This is a genomic window from Pseudomonas sp. CFBP 13727, assembly GCF_014841915.1.
GTDB classification, from domain to species: domain Bacteria; phylum Pseudomonadota; class Gammaproteobacteria; order Pseudomonadales; family Pseudomonadaceae; genus Aquipseudomonas; species Aquipseudomonas baltica.
In genome coordinates this window covers 846,600-866,798 of record NZ_JACYUT010000001.1, presented here as the reverse complement: position 1 = coordinate 866,798, position 20,199 = coordinate 846,600, and the positions used below count along the sequence as shown (strand labels likewise).

Genomic DNA, 20,199 nt, shown 5'->3' with positions numbered 1-20,199 from the left:
GGCGGAAAGTGGGGCGATGATACCAGTACGGCTCATCGACCCGCTTGTTGCGCCCGATCAGAAGCTGTACTTGGCCGTCAGCATCAGGTTGCGCGGATTGCCGTAGCTGTCGCCGCCATAGCTGGTCGAGTTGGCGATGGCATTGTAGTACTTGCGGTCGAACACGTTGTTGGCATTCAACTGCAGGTCCAGGTTGCGGTTGACCTGATAGCCGGCCATCAGGTCGGTGATGGCATAGCCACCCTGTTCCAGGCGGTAGCGGCTGCCGTCGGCCAGGTCGATGTCGTTGTACAGGCGGCTCTGCCAGGACAAGGTGCCGCCCACGCGCAGTTTTTCCAACGGGCCCTGGAAGCGGTAGCTGGTGGTGACCTTGAACAGGTGCTCGGGAATGTCGGTGTCGAAACGCTGGTTTTCATTCTGTGGGTTCGCGTTGTCCTTGAGCGTGTGGACCCGCGCGTAGGTGTAGCCACCGCCCACCTGCCAGTTATCGGTCAGCGCCCCTTGCAGCTCGAAGTCGATACCCTGGCTGCGCACCTCGCCCGAGGCTTCGTAGCAGCTGAGTTGCGGGCAGTTGTCGACGAAGATCTGCACCGCGCGGTTTTCCTGGTCGACCCGGAACAACGCCAGGCTGGCGTTCAAGGCGCCGTCGAAGTACTCGCCCTTGATGCCGATTTCGTAGTTCTTGCCCACGATCGGCTTGACCGGCGTGCCGCTGGTGTCCTGCGCGCTCTGCGGGGTGAAGATATCGCTGTAGCTGGCGTACACCGAATGGTGGTCGTCCAGCGTGTAGATCAGGCCGGCGTAGCGGGTGACGTTGCGAGTCACCTTGTAGTCGCCTTCGCCGTCGCGATTGTCATAGTCGTACCAGTCCACCCGACCACCCAGGATCAGCTTCAGCGGGTCGGCAAGGCTCAGCCGCGTGGTCAGGTACACGCCATCCTGGGTAGTGACTTCGCGGCCGTTGTCGGTGTGGGTGAAGTTCGGCTTGCCGGCGTCGATCGGCCAGTTGGTGTCGTACGGGTCGTAGTTGTGGGTGGTCATGTCGTAGATGCGCTTGCTGGCCCCCACCACCAGTTCGTGGGTCCGCCCGAACGCCTGGAACGGGCCGCTGGCAAAGGCATCGAGGCCGGCCTGGTTTTCGTCGTGGGCGGACTGGTAGACGGTACGTGCCAGCGTGTTGTTGACCCAGCGCGACTGATAAGAGCCGGAGAACAAGCCGTTCTGCTCGGCGTAGTTGGCGTTGACCTGCAGGTTCCAGTCGTTGGCCAGGCGCTGGCGCACTTCGGCGAACACGGTATTGATTTCCTGGTCCTTGTTTTCCCAGTCGGTACCCGGATTGTAGGAACGCGGCAGGTCCAGATGATGGCCGTCCTGGCCGATCATCGAGGAGCCCCAGAAGTAGTTGGTCTTGTCTTTCTGATGGGAGAAACCGAGGGTCAGCAGGGTGTCTTCGCCCAGGTCCGCCTCGGTGACGGCGTAGAACAGGCCGTGGTCCTCTTCGACGCCGTCGATGAAACTGTTTGCGTCTCGGTACGAACCCACCACTCGGCCCCGCAGCGTGCCGGCCTCGTTGAGCGGGCTGGACGCGTCGATCTCGCCACGGTAGTCGTCGTGGCTGCCGGCAGCGCCGGTCAAGGTCACCTTCTGCTCGGCCAATGGCCGTTTGCGCACCAGGTTGATCGCCGCCGAGGGGTTGCCGGCACCGGTCACCAGCCCTGTCGCGCCGCGCACGACCTCGACCCGATCGAACATGGCCAGGTTGGGCTGGGCACCGATGGTGACGCCCGAATAGCCGCTGGGTATGCCGTCGTACATCAGGTTGTCGATGTCGAAGCCGCGCGCCGAATAGGCCTGGCGGCCGGGGCCGTTGGCATAGTTGAGGAACAGGCCCGGGGTGGCGCGCACCGCATCGTTGATGCTGGTCATGGCCTGGTCATCCATGCGCTGACGGGTGATCACGGTCACCGATTGCGGCGTTTCGCGCAGGCTCAGCGGCAGCTTGGTGGCGGTTGCCATGGCGCCGGTGGTGTAGGACTGCGAGCCTTCGGTGAAGCTGCCCAGCTGGAACGAATCCGAGGTGATCTGGCTGGCACCCAATTCGATGACGCCCGGGGCCGTCTGTCCTTGGGTCTGGGCGCCATCGGCAGCCAGTGCCGGGGCCATCGTGGCCATGCAAATGGCCACTGCCAACAGATTGCGCGGAGCGTGGGGGCGTTGCAGCGGGGTAGGGCGTGACATGTAAAGCTTCCTGGCCAGACAAGGTTAATGCGAATCGTTAGCACTATTGTCTCAGAAAATTCCTACACATGGCGCAGGCGTATCAAAAAAACCACCTTCCTTTCTGCGAATTGCTCGCTGGCTTGTAGGAGCGGTCATCGGCCGCGAACCCGGCGCCACGATGCATCAGCCGATCCGTGGCGCTCCATTCGCGGCCGATGACCGCTCCTACGGGGTCCCGAAGGTACCGGTGGTCGCGGCCAGGGCCTACAGGGCCGACGCGTCACCCATATGTCACATTTCATGTCTAGCTTCGATCATCACACCCCGGGCGCCGGCCTTCTTCCCTACCGCAAAGAGCCGCCATGGAAATCGATATCTTCAAAGACCTGCTGGTCCCCGTCATCGGTGGTCTGGGCATCTTCATGCTCGGCCTGGAGTTCATGTCCGATGGCATCAACAACCTGGCTGCCAACCGCATGCGCGCCTGGCTCGCCAAGCTGGCCGGCACGCCGGTGAAAGGCTTGGCCGCCGGCACGGTGATCACCGGCGTGCTGCAATCGAGCACGGCCATGACAGTCATGGTGGTTGGCCTGGTCAACGCCGGCGTGGTCGGCCTGCGACCCGCCATCAGCGTGATCATGGGGGCCAACATCGGCACCACCCTGGGCAACGGCCTGATCGCCATGCCGCTGGGTCCGCTGGGGCTGATCTTCGCCGGGGTGTTTGCCCTGGTCTACGTGTTCAGCAAGAGCGAGAAAACCCGTCACCTGGCGCTGGCCATCATTGGCTTCTCGCTGATCTTCTATGGCCTGAACCTGCTCACCGGCGGCCTCAAACCCCTGCGCGGCCTGCCCGAGGTGATGTCGGTCATTTCCAGTCTCCAGGCCGACAGCTATACCGGGCTGGCCATCTGCGTGCTGACTGCCGCGGGCATCACCGCGATGATCCATTCGTCCTCAGCCACCATCGGCATCGTCATGGGCCTGGGCGCCGCGGGCATCCTGGACTGGCAGACCGCCGTCGCGTTCTCCCTGGGCGCCGACCTGGGCACCACCGTCACCTCATGGCTGGCTTCGCTGAACCTGTCGAAGAACGCCAAGCGCGCCGCTTACGCGCACATCGCCTTCAACTTCATCGGCGTAGCAGTGATGTTTCCGCTGTTCTTCCTGTCCATGGACATCCTGCAAGGCGCCATGGGCCTGTTCGGCATGGACGTCACCCGCTCGGAAATGGTCGACGGCAAGGAAAGCTTCCCGCTGGTGCCCGTGGCAGTGGGGCTCTATTCAATCGGCTTCAATATCTTCAACACGGCGCTGATGTTTCCCTTCATCGGCGTGTTCGACCGCGTGCTGTCGCGCATCGGCGCGAGCCGCAGCGACGAGGAGGACTATGCCGTGCCGCGCTATCTCGACCGCGCCGCGCTGGCCAGCGTGAACACCGGTGTCGCGGCGGTCAGCCAGGAACTGACCCGCCATGGCCAAGGCATGGGTTTGCTGCTGGATGCAGCGCGCGGCCAGTCCCAGGCGCTGAAGAACGCCACGGAACATGAGCACGCGCTGGACACCCTGAGCCAGGAGATCCGCGGCTACACCGCGCAGATGTTCAAGAACGATCTGACTGCGCGCCAGACCAACCTGCTGGCCAGCCTCATCGAGGAAGAGGATTTCAGCGCGAGCCTGACCCGAACCCTGTCGCAGATCACCCGCCGCATCGAGCGTCAGGTGTTCAGCGCCAACGCGCGCAAGATCATCGACGCCATCCTCGATATCGTCGAGCCGGCGGTGCGCAAGGGGCCGCAAGGGGTCTACCTGCCGAATGCCCACGCCAAGGACTTGCTGGCCTTGCGCGAACGTTGCCTGCAGGGCGAACAGAAGCTTGGCTGGGATGAACGCGGCGCAATTCTGGCATTGCTGGGCAGCGCCGAGCGCGCGCTCAATCTGGTCCAGCGCATCGCTGAGGAACGCCTGTCGGTGTCGCGTGAACTGGACCAGGGCGAACCAGCCACGGCGGCCGACCATGCCCCGGCAGGGGTGTTGGCCAAGCCGCTGTAACCGACCTGGGGGCTAGCGCGCAGCGGCCGCTGGCGAAGCGTGATACCAGGGTCGCAGCAGGCTGAGCAGGCCCAGCAGCGCCATGCCTGCGCCCACCCAAAGGGGCGCTCGCAGGCCCAGCCCGGCATCGATCACCGCGCCGCCGGCCCAGCTGCCCAGTGCCAGCCCGGCAGTGATGACCGAGGTGTGCAGGGTGTTGACCAGTGCGCCGGGCTCGGCGGCTTTCATCACCCGCGCGACCATGGCCGGGTTCAATGCCACCCCGGTCAGGCCGACCGTGAGGAAGCAGGCCAGGTTCAGCCAGAACACCTGGCCGGCCAGGGCGAATCCGCCCAGGGCCAGTACCAGCAGCGCCAGGCCCCAACCCAGCGCCGCGTAGGTGTACCGATCGGCGATGCGCCCTACCACCATGTTGCCAAGCACGTTGGCCACGCCGTACAGCGCCAGCAACGGCGCCACCTGGGCGGGCGCCACGCCGACTTCCTCGATGAGTATCGGCGTGCAATAGCTGAAGGCGGCGAAGGTGGCACCGATGATCAGGCCACTGGTGATGTAGGCCCCCCACAGGCTGCGATTCTTCAGGCTGATCCACTGGCTGCCCAGCGACGGCTCGTCTCCAGCCTCGGCGCGAGGCAGGCGGGTGGCAACCAGCACCGTGCACAGCGAGGCCAGCGCCACTACCAACCAGGCACTGGCACGCCAGCCATAGTGATGTTCGACCCAGGCGGTCGCCGGCACGCCGGCCACCGGCGACAGCATTAGCCCGGCCAGCACCACCGAAATGGCCCGGCCGCGGTCCTGCAGGCTGACCAACCCCGCGCACAGGGTCATGCACAGGCCGATGCAGGCCGCGCTGGAAACCCCCATGACGATCCGGGCCAGTGCCAGCACCGTATAGGTGGGCGCCGCCGCGGCCAAGGCGCCAGCCAGCACATACACCGCCAGCAGCCCGACCAGGGCGCGCTGATTGCTGATCCCGCGCGACAGCAGCAGAACCGTGACCGGCGGTCCGCCGAGGGCCATGCCCAGGGCATACAGGGCGATCAGGTTGCCGACCTGGGCCAGGCTCACGGAAAACGCCGAGGCCAGGGCTGGCATCATGCCCGCCACCATGAACTCGGCAGTCACCAGCGAGAAAATCGTCAAACCCAACAGGTAGACGGTCGGCGGAAGCTTGGAACGGGTGGTCATGAGCATCTCGGACAAAAATGAAGCTGGCTACCCTAGGGATTCTTGAACGAATGGTCAAATAACCATTGGCGTTGTACTCATGCCCGGCGACGGTCGGCGCCGACGCTTGCATCGCGCGAGCGGCGCGGCGATGCTCACAGGCTTTTCCAACCGAGAGCGCTGTCATGCCCTGCGTAACGCAAAGCCCTGCCGAACTGGCCATGGATGAAACCTTCTGGAAGGACGTTGCAGCGCGTTACCCGCGCGACGATGGGCCAATCAACCTCGATGGCGGCTATTTCGGGCGCATGAGCGAAGGCGTGGTGAGCGCCTATGAAGACGCGATCCGTCATGTCAACCGGAGCAATTCGGTGCACGTGCGCCAGCACTTCGACAAGCATGAGGCCGACGCCATCCGCCAGCAGCTCGCCGAACTGATGGGCGTGCCTGCAGGCGAACTCACCTTTGCCCGCAGTGCGTCCGAAGCCTTGTATTCACTGATCCGCAACTACAAGTGCCTGCAGCCGGGCGACCAGGTGCTGATCAGCGACCTGGACTACGGCTCGGTGCAGGGCGCCTTCGACTGGTTGCAACAGGCCCGCGGCGTCGAGCTGGTGCGTCTGGTCCACGAGCACCCCGCCAGCTACGAGGGCTTGCTTCAGACCTACCGCCAGGCCTTCGTCACCCACCCGCGGCTCAAGCTCATGGCGCTGACCCACGTCACCCACCGCACCGGCCTGGTCATGCCGGTCAAAGCCATTGCCAGCGAGGCCAAGGCGCACGGGATCGACGTGATTCTCGACGGCGCGCACTCGCTGGGCCAGATGGAAGTCGATCTGGCCGACATGGGCGTGGAAATGGCGGGCTTCAACCTGCAGAAATGGATCGGCGCGCCGCTCAGCCTCGGGGTCATTCACGTACGCCGCGAGCGCCTGGTCGATTTCGCTCCCGACATGGGCAACCCCAGCTACCCGGCCGACGACATACGCTGCCTGACACCCTACGGCACGCCCAATGTGCCGGCGCTGATGAGCCTGCCGACCGTGTTTGCCGAACATGAGGCGCTCGGCGGCTGGCAGGTCAAGGGTGCACGCCTGCGCTACCTGCGCGACCTCTGGTTGCCGGCGGCGCGTGCGCTGCCCGGCATTGAAGTGCTCACGCCGGACGATCCGCGCCTGGCGTGCGGCATCGCCTCGTTCCGCTTTCGCGACGTCGAGGATCAACAAGGCAAAATCGACCAGTTGCTGGCGCAGTTCAATATCTTCACGGTGGCCCGCGCCGGCTCGGCGTGCGGGCCCTGCATACGGGTGACGCCAGGCATCAACACCACGCCAGCCGACATGCATGCCTTGGCGAGCGCCTTGGCGCTGATGAGCGAGTGAGTGAACGCGGTTGCAATAGAAGATCTGCGCGGCGGGTGCCGCGCAGATCCAGATCACCCAAGGGCAGGGCGCCCCCAGGCCGGCCTCAACGGTTGGGGGTGACCCGCCAGATGGTGTTGGCCAGGTCATCGGCGATGATCAGCGCACCACGCGGGTCGACCGTGACGCCCACCGGGCGGCCGCGGGTCTTGCCATCGTCGCCGCGGAAGCCAGTGGCGAAGTCGATAGGCTCGCCGGCGGGTTTGTCACCGGCGAACGGCACGAAGATCACCTTGTAGCCCACGGGATTGTCGCGGTTCCAGCTGCCGTGCTCACCGACGAATGCACCCTGGGCAAATTTCTCGCCCATGGCCGGGATCGAGAAGTCCACACCCAGTGCAGCCACGTGGGAGCCCAGGCTGTAGTCGGGCTTGACCGCAGCGGCGACTTTCGCCGGGTTCTGCGGCTGAGCGCGGGAATCGACGTTCTGGCCCCAGTAGCTGTACGGCCAGCCATAGAACTGGCCTTCACGTACCGAACTCAGGTAGTCGGGCACCAGGTCCGGGCCCAATTCGTCACGCTCGTTGACCACCGCCCACAACTGGCCGGTCCCCGGCTGAATGGTCAGCGCCGTCGGGTTGCGTATACCGGTCGCGTAGGGCTTGTGCGCACCGGTCTGCGCATCGATCTGCCAGACCATGGCGCGGTCGATCTCGACCTCCATGCCGCGTTCGGTCACATTGCTGTTGGAGCCGATGCCCACGTACAGGTAGCGCGCGTCGTCACTGATGGCCAGCGACTTGGTCCAGTGGTGGTTGATCGCCGACGGCAGGTCGGCCAGTTTGGTCGGTGCCGCGCTGGCTTTGGTCTGCCCGTCGGTGTAGTCGAAGCGCACCAGGGCATCCTGGTTGGCCACGTACAGTTTGCTGTTGGCATAGGCCAGGCCGTAGGGCGCGTTGAGGTTTTCCGCGAACACCGTTTTCAGCTCATAGGTGCCGTCGCCATCGGCGTCGCGCAGCAGGGTCAGGCGGTTGCCGCCTTTGACCTGGGTGTTGCCCTGGGCCTTGATGTAGCTGGCGATCACGTCCTTGGGCTTGAGCTTGGCGGCGCTGCCACCGCGACCCTCGGCCACCAGGATGTCACCATTGGGCAAGACCAGGGTCTGCCGCGGGATGGCCAGGCCGGTGGCGATCGCGCTGATGGTATAGCCTTGCGGCACGGTCGGCTTGCTGTCACCCCACGCCACCGGCTCGGCGATCTTCATGCTCGGCAGCAGGCCGCGCTGCGCTTCCGGCAACTTCGGGTCGGGCCCGCGTGCCTGGGTGCTGTCGGCTTCGCTGCCGCAGCCGGCGAGCAGCAGCGCCATGCTCAAGGCCGTCAATGCGCCTGAATATTTCATCGAACACCTCCCGAACGCAGATTGCTCAAGCCGATCCATGCCGCCACCAGCGACAGTACGGTCACCACCACCGACATGACCAACCCGGTGGGCATCACCGCCCAGGCATCCTTGGCGTGCTCGAAGGCGTTCACCAGGCCCAGCACCCACGTGACCAGCAACAGCAGAAAATACAGCACCGCACGGCCGCCCTTGTGCTCGGCACGGATCAGGTTGATCAGCGCAAAGACCAGCGCCAGCCCGCAGAACACCAGGCCACCGGCGATGAGCCAGGCGGCGAAGTTGCTCCATTGGATCTGGTAGCTCTGGTAGTAGGCGATATCACTGAGCAGGGCGCCGAGAAACAGCGGCACGGTGCCGGCCAGAAAGATCGCATGCAGCGGGCCTGGCCTGTGTCGATAGGCGAGTTGGGTAGAAGTGGTCACGATTGTTCCTCATCGTTGGACAACATCGGCACGGGTGTACCGGCTCGTCAGGGGCGCAGGGTGCGCATAGCAAGGGATCGCCGACGCCAACTGTTAGTTCACCAGGCTTCGTGTCGAAATATTTTACGCGGCGCATGCGCAGCCCAGCGCAATGGCCCGAGCCAGACGCCACCGGCCGTCGGCCGCCGCGATCTTCATTCAAGCAATCGCCTCGAGTGGCCGATACAACGCCAGCCCATGCTTTCGCAGGGTTCCCCTTCTCGAGGTCTGTCATGTTCAAAACGTCTCTGCGCGCACAGGTCCTGGCGCTGCTGGCCAGTGGGTTGCTGATCCTGCTGCTGATCGCCCTGGGCAGCTTCAAGTTTCTTGCGGCCAGCCTGGATGACTACACGGCGCTGGTGGCGGGCCCCCTGCGTGCCACTGAACTGGTCGACCGGGCCAACGTTCAGTTCAAGACCCAGGTGCAGGAATGGAAGAACGTGCTGCTGCGCGGGAAGGATGCCAAGGCGGCGGACAAGTATTGGGCGCAGTTCGAGGAGCAGGAGCGCGCGGTGGCGGCGACCTTGCAAGCGCTCGGCGAGCTGCCGGGGGTGCCCGCCGGTATCAGTCAGAATGCGCAACGCCTGCGCGCCGAACACGCGGTGCTGGGTGCAGCCTATCGCAAGGGGCGCGACGCCTTCCTGGCCAGTGGCGCCGATGCTGCCAGCGGTGACCGCGCCGTGGCAGGCGTCGACCGCGCTACCAGCGAGCAGCTCAATGCCCTGGTCAGCGAACTGCGTACACTCGCCGACGAACAATCGCTGCTGATCAACCACCAAGGCCACCAGGCGATCATCTGGGGCATCGCCATCATGCTGGTGTCGGGCCTGTTGATCACGGCCCTGAGCCTGTGGCTGGTCAACCGCAACCTGGTCACCCCGGTACGCGATCTGATCGACTACGTGGCGCGCCTGAGCCAGGGTCATCTGGCCGAGCGCGTGGTCAGCCATCGCCGTGACGAGCTGGGTCGCCTGGCCGTGGCCGCGAACACCCTGCGTGATTTCCTCGCCGACACCTTCACCCGCCTGCAACGCAGCACGGCCAATCTGGACCAGGCCAGCGGCGAGCTCAACACCATCGCTGCGGTCATGCTGCAAGGCACCAGCGAGCAATTCGAACGCACTGATCAGGTGGCCACGGCGATGCAGGAGATGTCTGCGACCGCCCAGGAAGTCGCACGCCACGCCGCTGGCGCCGCCACTGCGGCGGATGACGCCGACCGCGAAGCCCAGGACGGCGAGCAGGCGATGCAAGCCACCATCCATACCATCACCCGCATGCGCGGTGAAATTGCCGTGACCGGCGATGTCATTCGTCAGTTGCGCGACGACAGTGGCCGCATCGGCAAGGTATTGGAAGTCATCCGCGGCATTGCCGACCAGACCAATCTGCTCGCGCTCAACGCCGCCATCGAAGCCGCGCGCGCGGGCGATGCCGGCCGCGGGTTTGCCGTTGTGGCCGACGAAGTGCGTACCCTGGCGCAGCGCACCGCCGCCTCCACCCAGGAAATCCATCAGATCATCGACACCGTGCAGACCGGCGCGGTGAACGCCGTGCAGGCCATCGAAAGCGGGCAGAAGCGCAGCGACGAGGGCGCCGAGCAAGTGGTGGCGGCGGGTCAGACTCTGACCCGCATCACCCAGACCATCGAGTCGATCAGGGACATGAATCGGCAGATTGCCACCGCTGCCGAGGAACAGAACGCGGTGGTCGAAGACATCGCGCAGAATCTGGTTGAAATCACCGCCATCGCCACCACCAACCAGGGCAGCGTCGAGCGCACCCAGGCTGCCAGCAGCCACCTGCATCAATTGTCGGCGGAACTGGCTCAGGTCACCGCGCGCATCAAGGCGGCTTGAGCGAGCGCCCCGCCGCCAGCTGGCGCTACTTGCCCTTGGGCAGCAGCCGCGCCAGCTTGCGCATCTCCACTTCGGCCTTGGCCAGCTCCGTGGCCGACGCCTCTTGCCAGACCCGCTGCAGCGGCTGCAGGTCGGGCTCGACCTTGACCTTGATGCACCACTGGTGATGGTCGTGCCACGAGCCCAGTGCCGACTGCACCGCCTTGAGGGATTTCTCTGCCTTGGGCGACAGCGGCGACAGGTCCCCGAACGCCTGGATCAGGTAACGTGTGCGCTTGACCAGGATCCGCAGTTCGTGGCGGTCGAACTCGGCATCCTTCAAGGCGTGCCGCAGCTTGCGCACGTGCTTGTCGAGGGTCTTGATCACGAGCTTTTCGAACGCTCGCGAGTGGCTGCCCAGTTCGCTGGCGCGGAACGCGGCCGACCAGGTGTCCAGCGCACTGAACAGGGCGTTCAGGCTCGAATGGTCGACGATCACCCGATGCTCGCCTGCAAGCCGCGCGCGACGTTTGTCGGCCGCGCCGTGCAAGCCACGCCGCTCCAGCTCCTGCACCATGACTTCCAGATCGCGGGTGGGCGTGGTGAAGCGGCCCACGTTCTTGGCTGCGCTCAGCAGCGGTTGCAGCGCCGGCAGCGCACGAACCGGTATCAACAGGCTGCGAATGCGCCGTACGGCAATGCGCAGATCGTGCAGCGCCTCTTCGTCGGTCGCTGCCTGCAGACGTACCCGCGCATGAAAGAGCGCCACTTCCAGTGCGATGATCTCTTTCACATAGCTGTCGACAAATGCCATCGAATCCTCCAATAGATAGTCACGCAGCGTCGTCGCGAACGCCTGTTCAGTGATAGACCGGAAGGCCTGGCCAACGTTGCCCAAGTGCACGGATGAATATGTTTGCAAATACATCAACCGCAAACGGGTGACTGATTTTCCTGTCCGCTAAACCTCGAGGGCCCAGTGCGGTCACACCTACACTTTCCACCGCAGGCAAGCGCTGCACGTCCCACCAGGAGCTTTTCGATGACTGTGAAGTCAGACCCCGTCAAACCCTCGACCCTCAACCCACCGGTATTCTGGATATCGGCCATCTTGCTGTTGCTGCTGGTGCTGTTCGCCAGCCTGATGCCGCGGCAGGCGCAGACCTTCTTTGCCGTGGTGCAAGAGTGGATTTTCACCAACGTCAGCTGGTTCTACATCCTGGCCGTGGCGATCATCCTGGGCACCGTGGTGTTCCTGGGCGTGAGTCGCTACGGCGACATCAAGCTGGGCCCGGACCACAGCACCCCGGACTACAGCAGCATGACCTGGTTTGCCATGCTCTTTTCGGCAGGCATGGGCATCGGCCTGATGTTCTTCGGCGTCGCCGAGCCGGTCATGCATTTCCTCAACCCGCCCTACGGGGAGGGTGCCACGGTCGCTGCGGCGGGCGAGGCGATGAAGATCACCTTCTTTCACTGGGGCCTGCATGCCTGGGCCATCTACGCCATCGTCGCCTTGATCCTGGCCTATTTCAGCTTTCGCCACGGCCTGCCGCTGACGCTGCGTTCAGCCCTCTATCCGCTGATCGGCGAGCGCATCTACGGCCCCATCGGGCATGCCGTGGACATCTTCGCCATCATCGGTACGGTGCTGGGTGTGGCCACTTCGCTGGGCTTCGGCGTGGCGCAGATCAACACCGGCCTCAACGCGCTGTTCGGCGTGCCGGTGTCGATCCCGATCCAGATCGCGCTGATCATCGGCACCACGGCGCTGGCCACGCTGTCGGTGGTGTCCGGGCTGGACAAGGGCATCCGCCGGTTGTCCGAGCTCAACCTCGGGCTGGCCGTACTGCTGATGGCCATGGTGATGATTCTCGGCCCCACCGTGCTGATCCTGCAGACTTTCGTGCAGAACACCGGCGGGTACCTGAGCGAAATCGTCAGCCGCACGCTCAACCTCAATGCCTACCAGCCCACCGACTGGATCGGCGGCTGGACCCTGTTCTACTGGGGCTGGTGGCTGGCCTGGTCGCCGTTCGTGGGGCTGTTCATCGCGCGCATCTCGCGCGGCCGCACCATTCGTGAATTCGTCACCGGCGTGCTGCTGGTGCCTACCGCGTTCACCCTGCTGTGGATGACCGTGTTCGGCAACACCGCGATCCACATGATCCTCGAGCAGGGCATGGTGGACCTGGGCATTGCCGTGGACAAGGACACCTCCCTGGCACTGTTCGCGTTTCTCCAGCACTTCCCGTTTTCCGGGGTGATCAGCGCGCTGGCGATCATCATGGTAGTGGTGTTCTTCGTGACGTCCGCCGACTCCGGCGCCATGGTGGTCGACATGCTTGCGTCCGGCGGTTCGGAAAACACCCCCGTGCGCCAGCGCATCTTCTGGGCCTCGAGCATGGGCCTGGTGGCGATCGCGCTGCTGCTGGCCGACGGCCTCAAGGCCTTGCAGACCGCAACCATCGCCAGCGCGCTGCCCTTTACCCTGGCTTTGCTGCTGAGCATGCGCGGCCTGCTCAAGGCGCTCAAGCTCGACGCCACCAAGCGTGACCTGCGTCACCAGGCACTGGCCATCTCGCCAAGCACGCCGCGTACCGGCGGCACCTGGCAGCGCCGCCTGCGCACCCTGGCGATGTTTCCGCGGCGTGCCCACGTGGTTCGTTTCATCGAGGACGTGGCACGTCCGGCGTGCCTTGGCGTTGCCGAGGAATGGCGCCTGCAGGGTTACGACTGCACCGTTGAAGACGGAGAGGAGGGCGGCGTGCGCCTGAGCGTCGGTCCTACCGACACCGCTTTCATCTACGAGATCAGGCCCCATGCCTATGCCACACCCAGCTTCGTCATGAGCGGGCCGCCGGGCGAAGAGCGCAAATACTTCCGCGCCGAAGTGCATCTGCGCGAGGGTGGCCAGGATCACGACGTGATGGGCTGGTCCCGCGACGAGGTGATCGGCGACATTCTCGACCACTACGAGCGGCACATGCACTTCCTGCACCTGGTGGGTTGAGCTTCACGCCGTTTCAATTTGCAATGGCCGGGCGGTAACATGCCGGCCATTGCCATCCCTCATTTCAGGAGCCTCCCATGGCCCATTCCGACATCACGTTCCTGCCAGACCCCGACCCCGAGTCGATTTCCTCGGACGTTGCAGGCTTCGGCGGCCTGCTGGTGACTACCCAGATCCCGACTCGCGCCGACGGCAGCCTGGAGCTGGGCAGCATCACCGAGCAGAGCGAATGCACGCTGCAGGCGCTGAAGGTGGCGCTGGAGGCGGCGGGCAGTTCGCTCGATCGCGTCCTGCACCTGACCATCTACCTTACCGACATCGCCGATCGTCCCGCGTTCAACGAGGTCTACCAGCGCTTTTTCGCCAAACCCTGGCCGGTGCGTGCGGCGGTGGGCATCACCGCGCTCGCTGCCACAGGCATGCGCGTGGAAGTCACCGCCATGGCAGCCAAGGGCTGATCGTGCAGGAGAGCAGCATGATCGAAGTCACCGAGGTTTCCATCGCGCAACTGCGCGCCGCGCTGGAAAACGGCCAGACCACCGCTGTCGAGCTGGCCCAGGCCTATCTGCAGCGCATCGCCGCCTACGACGGCGCCGACACGCCCACCGCGCTGAACGCGCTGGTGGTGCCGAACCCCTCGGCGCTGGCCGAAGCCCGCGCGGCGGATGCACGTCGCGCCAGTGGCCAGACGCTGGGGCCACTCGATGGCATCCCCTACACCGCCAAGGACAGCTACCTGGTCAAGGGCCTGACCGCAGCTTCCGGCAGCCCGGCCTTCGCCGGACTGGTGGCGCAGCGCGACGCGTTCACCGTCGAGCGCCTGCGCGCTGCCGGGGCGATCTGCCTGGGCAAGACCAACATGCCGCCGATGGCCAACGGGGGCATGCAGCGCGGTGTCTATGGACGCGCCGAAAGCCCGTACAACGCCGACTTTCTCACGGCGCCTTTCGCGTCCGGCTCATCGAATGGCGCCGGCACCGCGACCGCCGCCAGTTTCGCGGCCTTCGGCCTGGCCGAGGAAACCTGGTCCAGCGGGCGCGGCCCTGCGTCCAACAATGGTCTGTGCGCCTACACACCCTCGCGCGGGATCATCTCGGTGCGCGGCAACTGGCCACTGACGCCGACCATGGACGTGGTTGTGCCATTTGCTCGCACCATGGCCGATCTGCTGGAAATCCTCGACGTGGTGGTCGCCGACGACCCCGACACCCGGGGCGACCTGTGGCGCCTGCAACCCTGGGTGCCGATACCCCAGGTCGCCAGCGTGCGCCCGGCGTCCTACCTGGAGCTGGCCGCGCCCGCCGAGGCACTGGCGGGCAAGCGTTTCGGCGTCCCGCGCATGTACATCAATGCCGACCCGCTGGCGGGCACTGCGGAGCAATCGGGCATCGGCGGCCCGACCGGGCAGCGCATCCACACCCGTGCTTCGGTGATCGAACTGTGGCAGCAGGCACGGCGCGCCCTCGAGGCGGCTGGCGCCGAAGTCGTGGAAGTGGACTTCCCTCTGGTGTCCAATTGCGAAGGCGACCGACCGGGTGCGCCAACCGTGTTCAACCGCGGCATCGTCGACCCGGCGTTCCTTCACCATGAGCTGTGGGACCTGACCGCCTGGGCGTTCGACGATTTCCTGCGCGCCAATGGCGACCCGGCGCTCAACCGCCTGGTGGACGTCGATGGCCCGCTGATCTTTCCGCACGACCCCGGCACGCTGCCCAACCGCGAAGGCGACCTGGCCGCCGGTATGGACGAGTACGTGAAGATGGCCGAGCGGGGCATCACCCCGTGGGACCGGATCGACACCCTCGCCGACGGCCTGCGTGCACTGGAACACACCCGCAAGATCGACCTGGAAGACTGGCTGCAGGCACTGCAGCTGGATGCCGTGGTGTTTCCTACCGTCGCCGACGTGGCACCGGCCAATGCCGACGTCGACCCGGCCGCGGCGGACATCGCCTGGAGCAATGGTGTGTGGGTGGCCAACGGCAATCTGGCGATCCGCCATTTGGGCGTGCCGACCGTGACCGTGCCGATGGGCCTGATGGCCGACATTGGCATGCCGGTGGGTCTCACGTTCGCCGGCCGCGCCTACGACGACACGCAACTGCTGCGGTTCGCCGCGGCCTTCGAAGCCACGGGCAACCGCCGGGCGATTCCACCGCGCACGCCACCCTTGCAGCGCTGAGCGTACGGCTGACACCTGGGCGTCATGGCGCTCCGGTGTCAGCCGCCGCGCTGGCCATCGGTGCGGTCCATGAGCTCGTTCCAGATATACATGACGGCGTAGGCACGCCATGGCCGCCAGTCTTCGCTGCGCAGCCGTTGGTGACCGGGCTTGAGCAGCTCGGGGTGCGCGCGCGTGATCTCCTGCATGATCACCAGATCGCTGCCCGGCCAGGCATCGGCATCGCGCCAGGCACGCATCGCAACGTATTCGACCGTCCACGGGCCAATGCCCGGCAGTGCCAGCAGGCCTTGGCGCAGGGGCGTCAGGTCGGTACGTGTGTGTTCATCGACGAACGCTTCGATCTGTACCTGATTGCAAGCCACTGCAGCGGCGAAGTTCTGCAGCGCGGCCACGCGCTTGCCGGGCATGCCGATGCGGTCGAGGTTGACCTCGGCCAAGGCAGCGGGAGTGGGAAACTGCCACGCGACCTGTGGGTGCTGTGGCAGCGCCACCGGCCGCCCGGCCCGCTCGGCCAGACGCCCGGCAATGGTGGTGGCCGCCTTGACGCTGACCTGCTGGCCGACGATGGTGCGCACGATCAGCTCGAAGGTCGACCAGGTGCCAGGCACGCGCAGTCCCGGCGTCTGCAGCAGCAGGCGACCAAGCCAGGGGTCGCTGTCCAGCGCCGCGTGCAACCGCTGCGGGTCAAGATCCAGATCGAACATGCGCCGCAGGCGTGGCACCAGCGCGGGCAGGTGAACGCTGGCCGGTCCATCGATGCGCGCGATCAGGCAGTCACGGGCCGGGTCCTGGCGGACACTGAGCAGGCCTTCGTCACCTCGCCATTCGACGGTGCGCAAGTACACGCCGTCGATGACGGTTTCGACCAAGGCACTGGAACGCCCGCCGAAGAACCTGAGCAGGCGCTGCCAGTCGAAGGGCGGCTGGTAGAACAACTCGATGTCGGTACTGAGTGAGGGCATGGTAAAACTCCTTGCCGGTTCAGACCGTGTATCCCTCCAGTTTGCTGCATCCACAGCCGACGCGGCTCGCGCCGCTGCTACAGACATGTGGTTACCTGGCTGCTGCGGGGCGCTTGATCATCAGCAGGGCTACGATCAGCGCCAGCACCGCCACGCCGGTGGCCAGCAGGCCGAGGGATTCCAGGCCAAATTGACGAATGCCCAGGCCACCGAAAATAGCGCCCAGACCAATGCCGGCATTGGCCGCCGAGATGTTCAGCGACGCCGCCAGGGCCTGAGCCTTCGCGCCAGCCTGCATCACGCGCACCTGGCAGATCGGAAACAGCGCCGTATAGGCGATGCCCCAGGCAATCAGTGCCGCGATCAACCAGGCGCGCTGCTCGGCCAGCGCCACCGCAGCGGTCATGCCTGCGCCCAGCACCAGCAGAAACACCACCATCGCCCCCAGCGGGCGTCGGTCGACCATGCTGCCACCCAAGTGGTTACCCAGCATGCCGACTGCGCCGAAGCCCATCAGCCACCAACCGACCTGACCTGCCGGCACACCACCCAACCGCTCGAGGATGTCGGCCAGGTAGGTGTAGGCGGTGAACATGGCGGTAAAGGTCAGCACCGACAGCAGCACGTGGGCCAGGAAGCGCGGCTGACGCAGGATCGCTGTCTGCTTCTCGCCGACCGCGGCGGCGGGCGAGCCAGGCAGTTTCGGCATCACCAGATGCATCAGCACGCCAATCAGCAGCGACACCCCAGCCAGCACCCAGAAGCTCCCGCGCCAGCCGATCAGGTCGGCGGCCACGGTGCCCAGCGGAACGCCGAACACCAATGCTGCGGAAATGCCCAGGTACACCTTGGCCACGGCCTTGCCGGATTGTCCGGGCGCAGCCAGTTGGCCGGCGGTTTCACTGGCCGTGCCCCAGAACACCGGTAGCGCCAGGGCAGGGATGAAGCGAGCGATGGCCAGCACCCAGATATTGGTGGACACCGCCGCCAGCACATTGGACGCCGCAGACACCAGCAGAATCAGGGTGAACAGCTTCTTGCGCTCGACGTGCGCCAGACGCGCCGTCAGATACGGTCCGAACAGCATCACGGTGAATGCGAACAGGGTCACCACCTGACCGGCCAGGGCAATGGAAATGTCCAGGTCCCGCGCCAGGCTCGGCAACAAGCCGACGATCAGGAACTCGGTGGTCACGATGATGAAGGCCGCTACGGCCATGATCAGGATCTGCACGCCGGAAGCGCTGCTGCTCGAGGCAGACGGCGCGGCGTCGGCCATGTGGGAAGAAGACATCGAACTTAACTCCGGAAAGATTTTGTAATAGCCTATTGGGGAAGTCCTGGAAAATCCCGGCCATTAATTACCTTGTGAATTGAACTGAATTCACCAATCGGAGATGCGATGTTTTCCTCGGAGCGCCTCAAGGGTATCGACGTCTTCGTCAGCGTCGCCGACCTGGGCAGTTTCACCGCCGCCGCCGAACGCCTGAACCTCAGCAACTCGGCGGTCAGCAAAGGCGTTGCGCGCCTGGAAGCGCGGCTCGGCGTACGGCTGTTCCAGCGCACCACGCGGCGCCTGGCGCTGACCGAGGCAGGGCAGACGTTCTACCGCACCTGCACCAGCGTGCTCGCCGACCTCGAAGAGGTGGAACTGGCCATGAGCGCCGAGCAGCGCGAACCCCATGGCCGTCTGCGCATCGACCTGCCTGCGTCCTACGGCCGATTGCACGTGCTGCCCCTGATTCTCGAGTTCGCTGCGCGGCATCCGCGGCTGCAGCCTCACGTGTCGTTCTCGGACCGCTTCGTCGACCCTGTCCAGGAAGGCATCGACATCGTCGTGCGCATCGGGGGTTCCGATGCCTGGCCGAGCAACGTTGGGCGACGCTTCCTGGGGCGTCAGCGGCTGGTGTTCTGCGCAGCACCCGCCTACCTGCACGAGCACGGTACGCCACAGGGCGAGCGTGAGCTGGAACAGCATCGCTGCGTTGGCTATGGGCAGACCGATGGCACGGTCTATCCGTGGTACTTCAAGGGCCGCCAGGCCGGCGACATGGAGCGACGGACCATTCATCCGCACGTGGCCGTTGGCGATGGCGAAGGGCAGGTGATGGCCGTGCTTGCCGGGCAGGGCATCGCCCAGCTGCCGACCTGGCTGATCCAGCGGCACCTGGACAGCGGCGCCCTGGTCGAAGTGCTCGCGCCATTGGCCACCGACGGCCTGGCAATGAACCTGGTGTGGCTGAAAAGCCGTGAAGCCCTGCCCAAGGTGCATGCCCTGCTGGAATTCCTCACCGCGCGACTGACCCCGGCCGGCTCGGTTGCCTAGCGGTCTAGGGCCGGGGGCCGGGATTTCGCTTTACGCACTCGGTACACCGTTTAAAATGCCAGCATCCATTGGAGGCCTCCGCATGTCGTCATTCGCCCACATGATCGAAAACATCACCCCTGATATCTACGAAAGCCTCAAGCTGGCTGTCGAAATCGGCAAATGGTCCGACGGCCGCAAGCTGACCGCCGAGCAGAAAGAACTGACCCTGCAGGCCATCATCGCCTGGGAAATGAAGAACCTGCCCGAAGATCAGCGTACCGGCTACATGGGCCCGCAAGAGTGCGCCTCTAAGTCCGCGCCGATCGAAAACATCCTGTTCAAGTCGGATTCGATCCATTGACCTGCGATCTCTTTGCGCAAGACACCCTGCAAGAGCTCGGTCGCGGTGCGGCCAGCAAGATGTCCGCACAGCTCGAGGCGCCAGTGGTGCAATACCAGCTGCGTCTGGGCGATACGCAGATTGCCGTCAATCCCTTGATCGGCAGCAAGCTGCGCCTGGAGTTTCTCGGCGCCATCCACTGCGTGAACTGCGGGCGCAAGACCAAGACCAGTTTCAGCCAAGGCTACTGCTACCCCTGCATGACCAAGCTGGCCCAGTGCGACGTGTGCATCATGGCTCCGGAAAAATGCCACTACGACGCCGGTACCTGCCGCGATCCGGCCTGGGGCGAGCAGTTCTGCATGACCGATCATGTGGTCTATCTGGCCAACTCTTCAGGGGTCAAGGTCGGCATCACCCGCGCCAGCCAGTTGCCTACCCGCTGGCTCGACCAGGGCGCCAGCCAGGCACTGCCGATCATGCGCGTGGCGACCCGCCAGCAATCCGGGCTGGTCGAAGACCTGTTCCGCTCGCAGGTCGCGGACCGCACCAACTGGCGCGCGCTGCTCAAGGGTGACGCCCCGGCGGTGGACCTGGTGGCCATCCGCGAGCAACTGTTCGACAGCTGCGCGGCCGGTATCCACATGCTGCAGGATCGTTTCGGCCTGCAGGCGATCCAGGCCCTGAACGATGTCGAGCCCATCGAGATCCGCTACCCGGTGCACACCTACCCGAGCAAGATCGCCAGCTTCAACCTGGACAAGAACCCCATCGCCGAAGGCACGTTGCTGGGCATCAAGGGTCAATACCTGATCTTCGACTCCGGCGTCATCAATATTCGCAAGTACACGGCTTACCAATTGGCCGTGCATCAGTAGAAGGGTTTTC

The 20,199-nt window shown here is 65.0% G+C and carries 16 protein-coding genes; 9 read left to right on the top strand and 7 right to left on the bottom strand.

Annotated features, from left to right (window positions below):
- Window positions 1–57: 57 nt before the first annotated feature.
- Window positions 58–2,238: a TonB-dependent siderophore receptor gene (locus IFT76_RS03820; protein ID WP_192057450.1), complete on the bottom strand. Its 2,181-nt coding sequence runs from the start codon at window positions 2,236–2,238 to the stop codon at window positions 58–60.
- Between the two features lie 344 nt (window positions 2,239–2,582).
- Between IFT76_RS03820 and IFT76_RS03815 the strand changes: the two genes are divergently transcribed.
- Window positions 2,583–4,271 carry a Na/Pi cotransporter family protein gene (locus IFT76_RS03815; RefSeq protein ID WP_122478967.1) on the top strand — a complete coding sequence of 563 codons (1,689 nt, stop codon included), beginning with the start codon at window positions 2,583–2,585 and terminating at the stop codon, window positions 4,269–4,271.
- Between the two features lie 12 nt (window positions 4,272–4,283).
- Here the strand turns inward: IFT76_RS03815 and IFT76_RS03810 are convergent, their stop codons facing one another.
- On the bottom strand, window positions 4,284–5,462 hold the full coding sequence (locus tag IFT76_RS03810; RefSeq protein WP_192057449.1) for an MFS transporter: 1,179 nt from the start codon (window positions 5,460–5,462) through the stop codon (window positions 4,284–4,286).
- A gap of 164 nt (window positions 5,463–5,626) precedes the next feature.
- Between IFT76_RS03810 and IFT76_RS03805 the strand changes: the two genes are divergently transcribed.
- Window positions 5,627–6,823: an aminotransferase class V-fold PLP-dependent enzyme gene (locus IFT76_RS03805; protein ID WP_192057448.1), complete on the top strand. Its 1,197-nt coding sequence runs from the start codon at window positions 5,627–5,629 to the stop codon at window positions 6,821–6,823.
- A gap of 85 nt (window positions 6,824–6,908) precedes the next feature.
- Here IFT76_RS03805 and IFT76_RS03800 read toward each other — a convergent pair whose 3' ends face one another.
- Both IFT76_RS03800 and IFT76_RS03795 read right to left on the bottom strand, forming a co-directional pair.
- Window positions 6,909–8,201, bottom strand: a complete 1,293-nt coding sequence (locus tag IFT76_RS03800; protein WP_192057447.1) for a PQQ-dependent sugar dehydrogenase — start codon at window positions 8,199–8,201, stop codon at window positions 6,909–6,911.
- On the bottom strand, window positions 8,198–8,626 hold the full coding sequence (locus tag IFT76_RS03795; protein WP_192057446.1) for a DUF2231 domain-containing protein: 429 nt from the start codon (window positions 8,624–8,626) through the stop codon (window positions 8,198–8,200). Before IFT76_RS03795 ends, IFT76_RS03800 begins: the two co-directional genes overlap by 4 nt.
- A 590-nt stretch (window positions 8,627–9,216) precedes the next feature.
- Here IFT76_RS03795 and IFT76_RS03790 point away from each other — a divergent pair.
- Window positions 9,217–10,524, top strand: a complete 1,308-nt coding sequence (locus IFT76_RS03790; protein WP_446731043.1) for a methyl-accepting chemotaxis protein — start codon at window positions 9,217–9,219, stop codon at window positions 10,522–10,524.
- A 25-nt stretch (window positions 10,525–10,549) separates the two neighbouring features.
- Here the strand turns inward: IFT76_RS03790 and IFT76_RS03785 are convergent, their stop codons facing one another.
- Entirely contained in the window at window positions 10,550–11,317 is a 768-nt protein-coding gene (locus IFT76_RS03785) for a CHAD domain-containing protein (protein ID WP_192057444.1), read from the bottom strand.
- 228 nt (window positions 11,318–11,545) lie between these two features.
- Between IFT76_RS03785 and IFT76_RS03780 the strand changes: the two genes are divergently transcribed.
- From IFT76_RS03780 to IFT76_RS03770, 3 genes are all read left to right on the top strand, one after another.
- Complete coding sequence (locus tag IFT76_RS03780) at window positions 11,546–13,516, top strand: BCCT family transporter (protein ID WP_192057443.1); 1,971 nt, start codon at window positions 11,546–11,548, stop codon at window positions 13,514–13,516.
- Between the two features lie 77 nt (window positions 13,517–13,593).
- The gene (locus tag IFT76_RS03775) at window positions 13,594–13,974 is read left to right on the top strand and encodes a RidA family protein (protein ID WP_192057442.1); all 381 of its coding nucleotides are present in this window, start codon (window positions 13,594–13,596) and stop codon (window positions 13,972–13,974) included.
- A gap of 17 nt (window positions 13,975–13,991) precedes the next feature.
- A complete protein-coding gene (locus tag IFT76_RS03770; protein ID WP_192057441.1) occupies window positions 13,992–15,698 on the top strand; it encodes an amidase in 1,707 nt (568 codons plus the stop codon).
- A gap of 38 nt (window positions 15,699–15,736) precedes the next feature.
- Here IFT76_RS03770 and IFT76_RS03765 read toward each other — a convergent pair whose 3' ends face one another.
- The gene (locus IFT76_RS03765; protein WP_192057440.1) at window positions 15,737–16,663 is read right to left on the bottom strand and encodes a DNA-3-methyladenine glycosylase family protein; all 927 of its coding nucleotides are present in this window, start codon (window positions 16,661–16,663) and stop codon (window positions 15,737–15,739) included.
- A gap of 91 nt (window positions 16,664–16,754) precedes the next feature.
- Entirely contained in the window at window positions 16,755–17,957 is a 1,203-nt protein-coding gene (locus tag IFT76_RS03760) for an MFS transporter (protein ID WP_192057439.1), read from the bottom strand.
- A gap of 108 nt (window positions 17,958–18,065) precedes the next feature.
- Between IFT76_RS03760 and IFT76_RS03755 the strand changes: the two genes are divergently transcribed.
- The 3 genes from IFT76_RS03755 (at window position 18,066) to IFT76_RS03745 (ending at window position 20,189) form a co-directional block, all read left to right on the top strand.
- The gene (locus IFT76_RS03755) at window positions 18,066–18,989 is read left to right on the top strand and encodes a LysR family transcriptional regulator (protein WP_122713041.1); all 924 of its coding nucleotides are present in this window, start codon (window positions 18,066–18,068) and stop codon (window positions 18,987–18,989) included.
- Window positions 18,990–19,071: 82 nt separating this feature from the next.
- A complete protein-coding gene (locus tag IFT76_RS03750; RefSeq protein ID WP_122478948.1) occupies window positions 19,072–19,332 on the top strand; it encodes a YeaC family protein in 261 nt (86 codons plus the stop codon).
- 26 nt (window positions 19,333–19,358) lie between these two features.
- Complete coding sequence (locus IFT76_RS03745; protein ID WP_192057775.1) at window positions 19,359–20,189, top strand: DUF2797 domain-containing protein; 831 nt, start codon at window positions 19,359–19,361, stop codon at window positions 20,187–20,189.
- The last annotated feature ends 10 nt before the right edge of the window (window positions 20,190–20,199 follow it).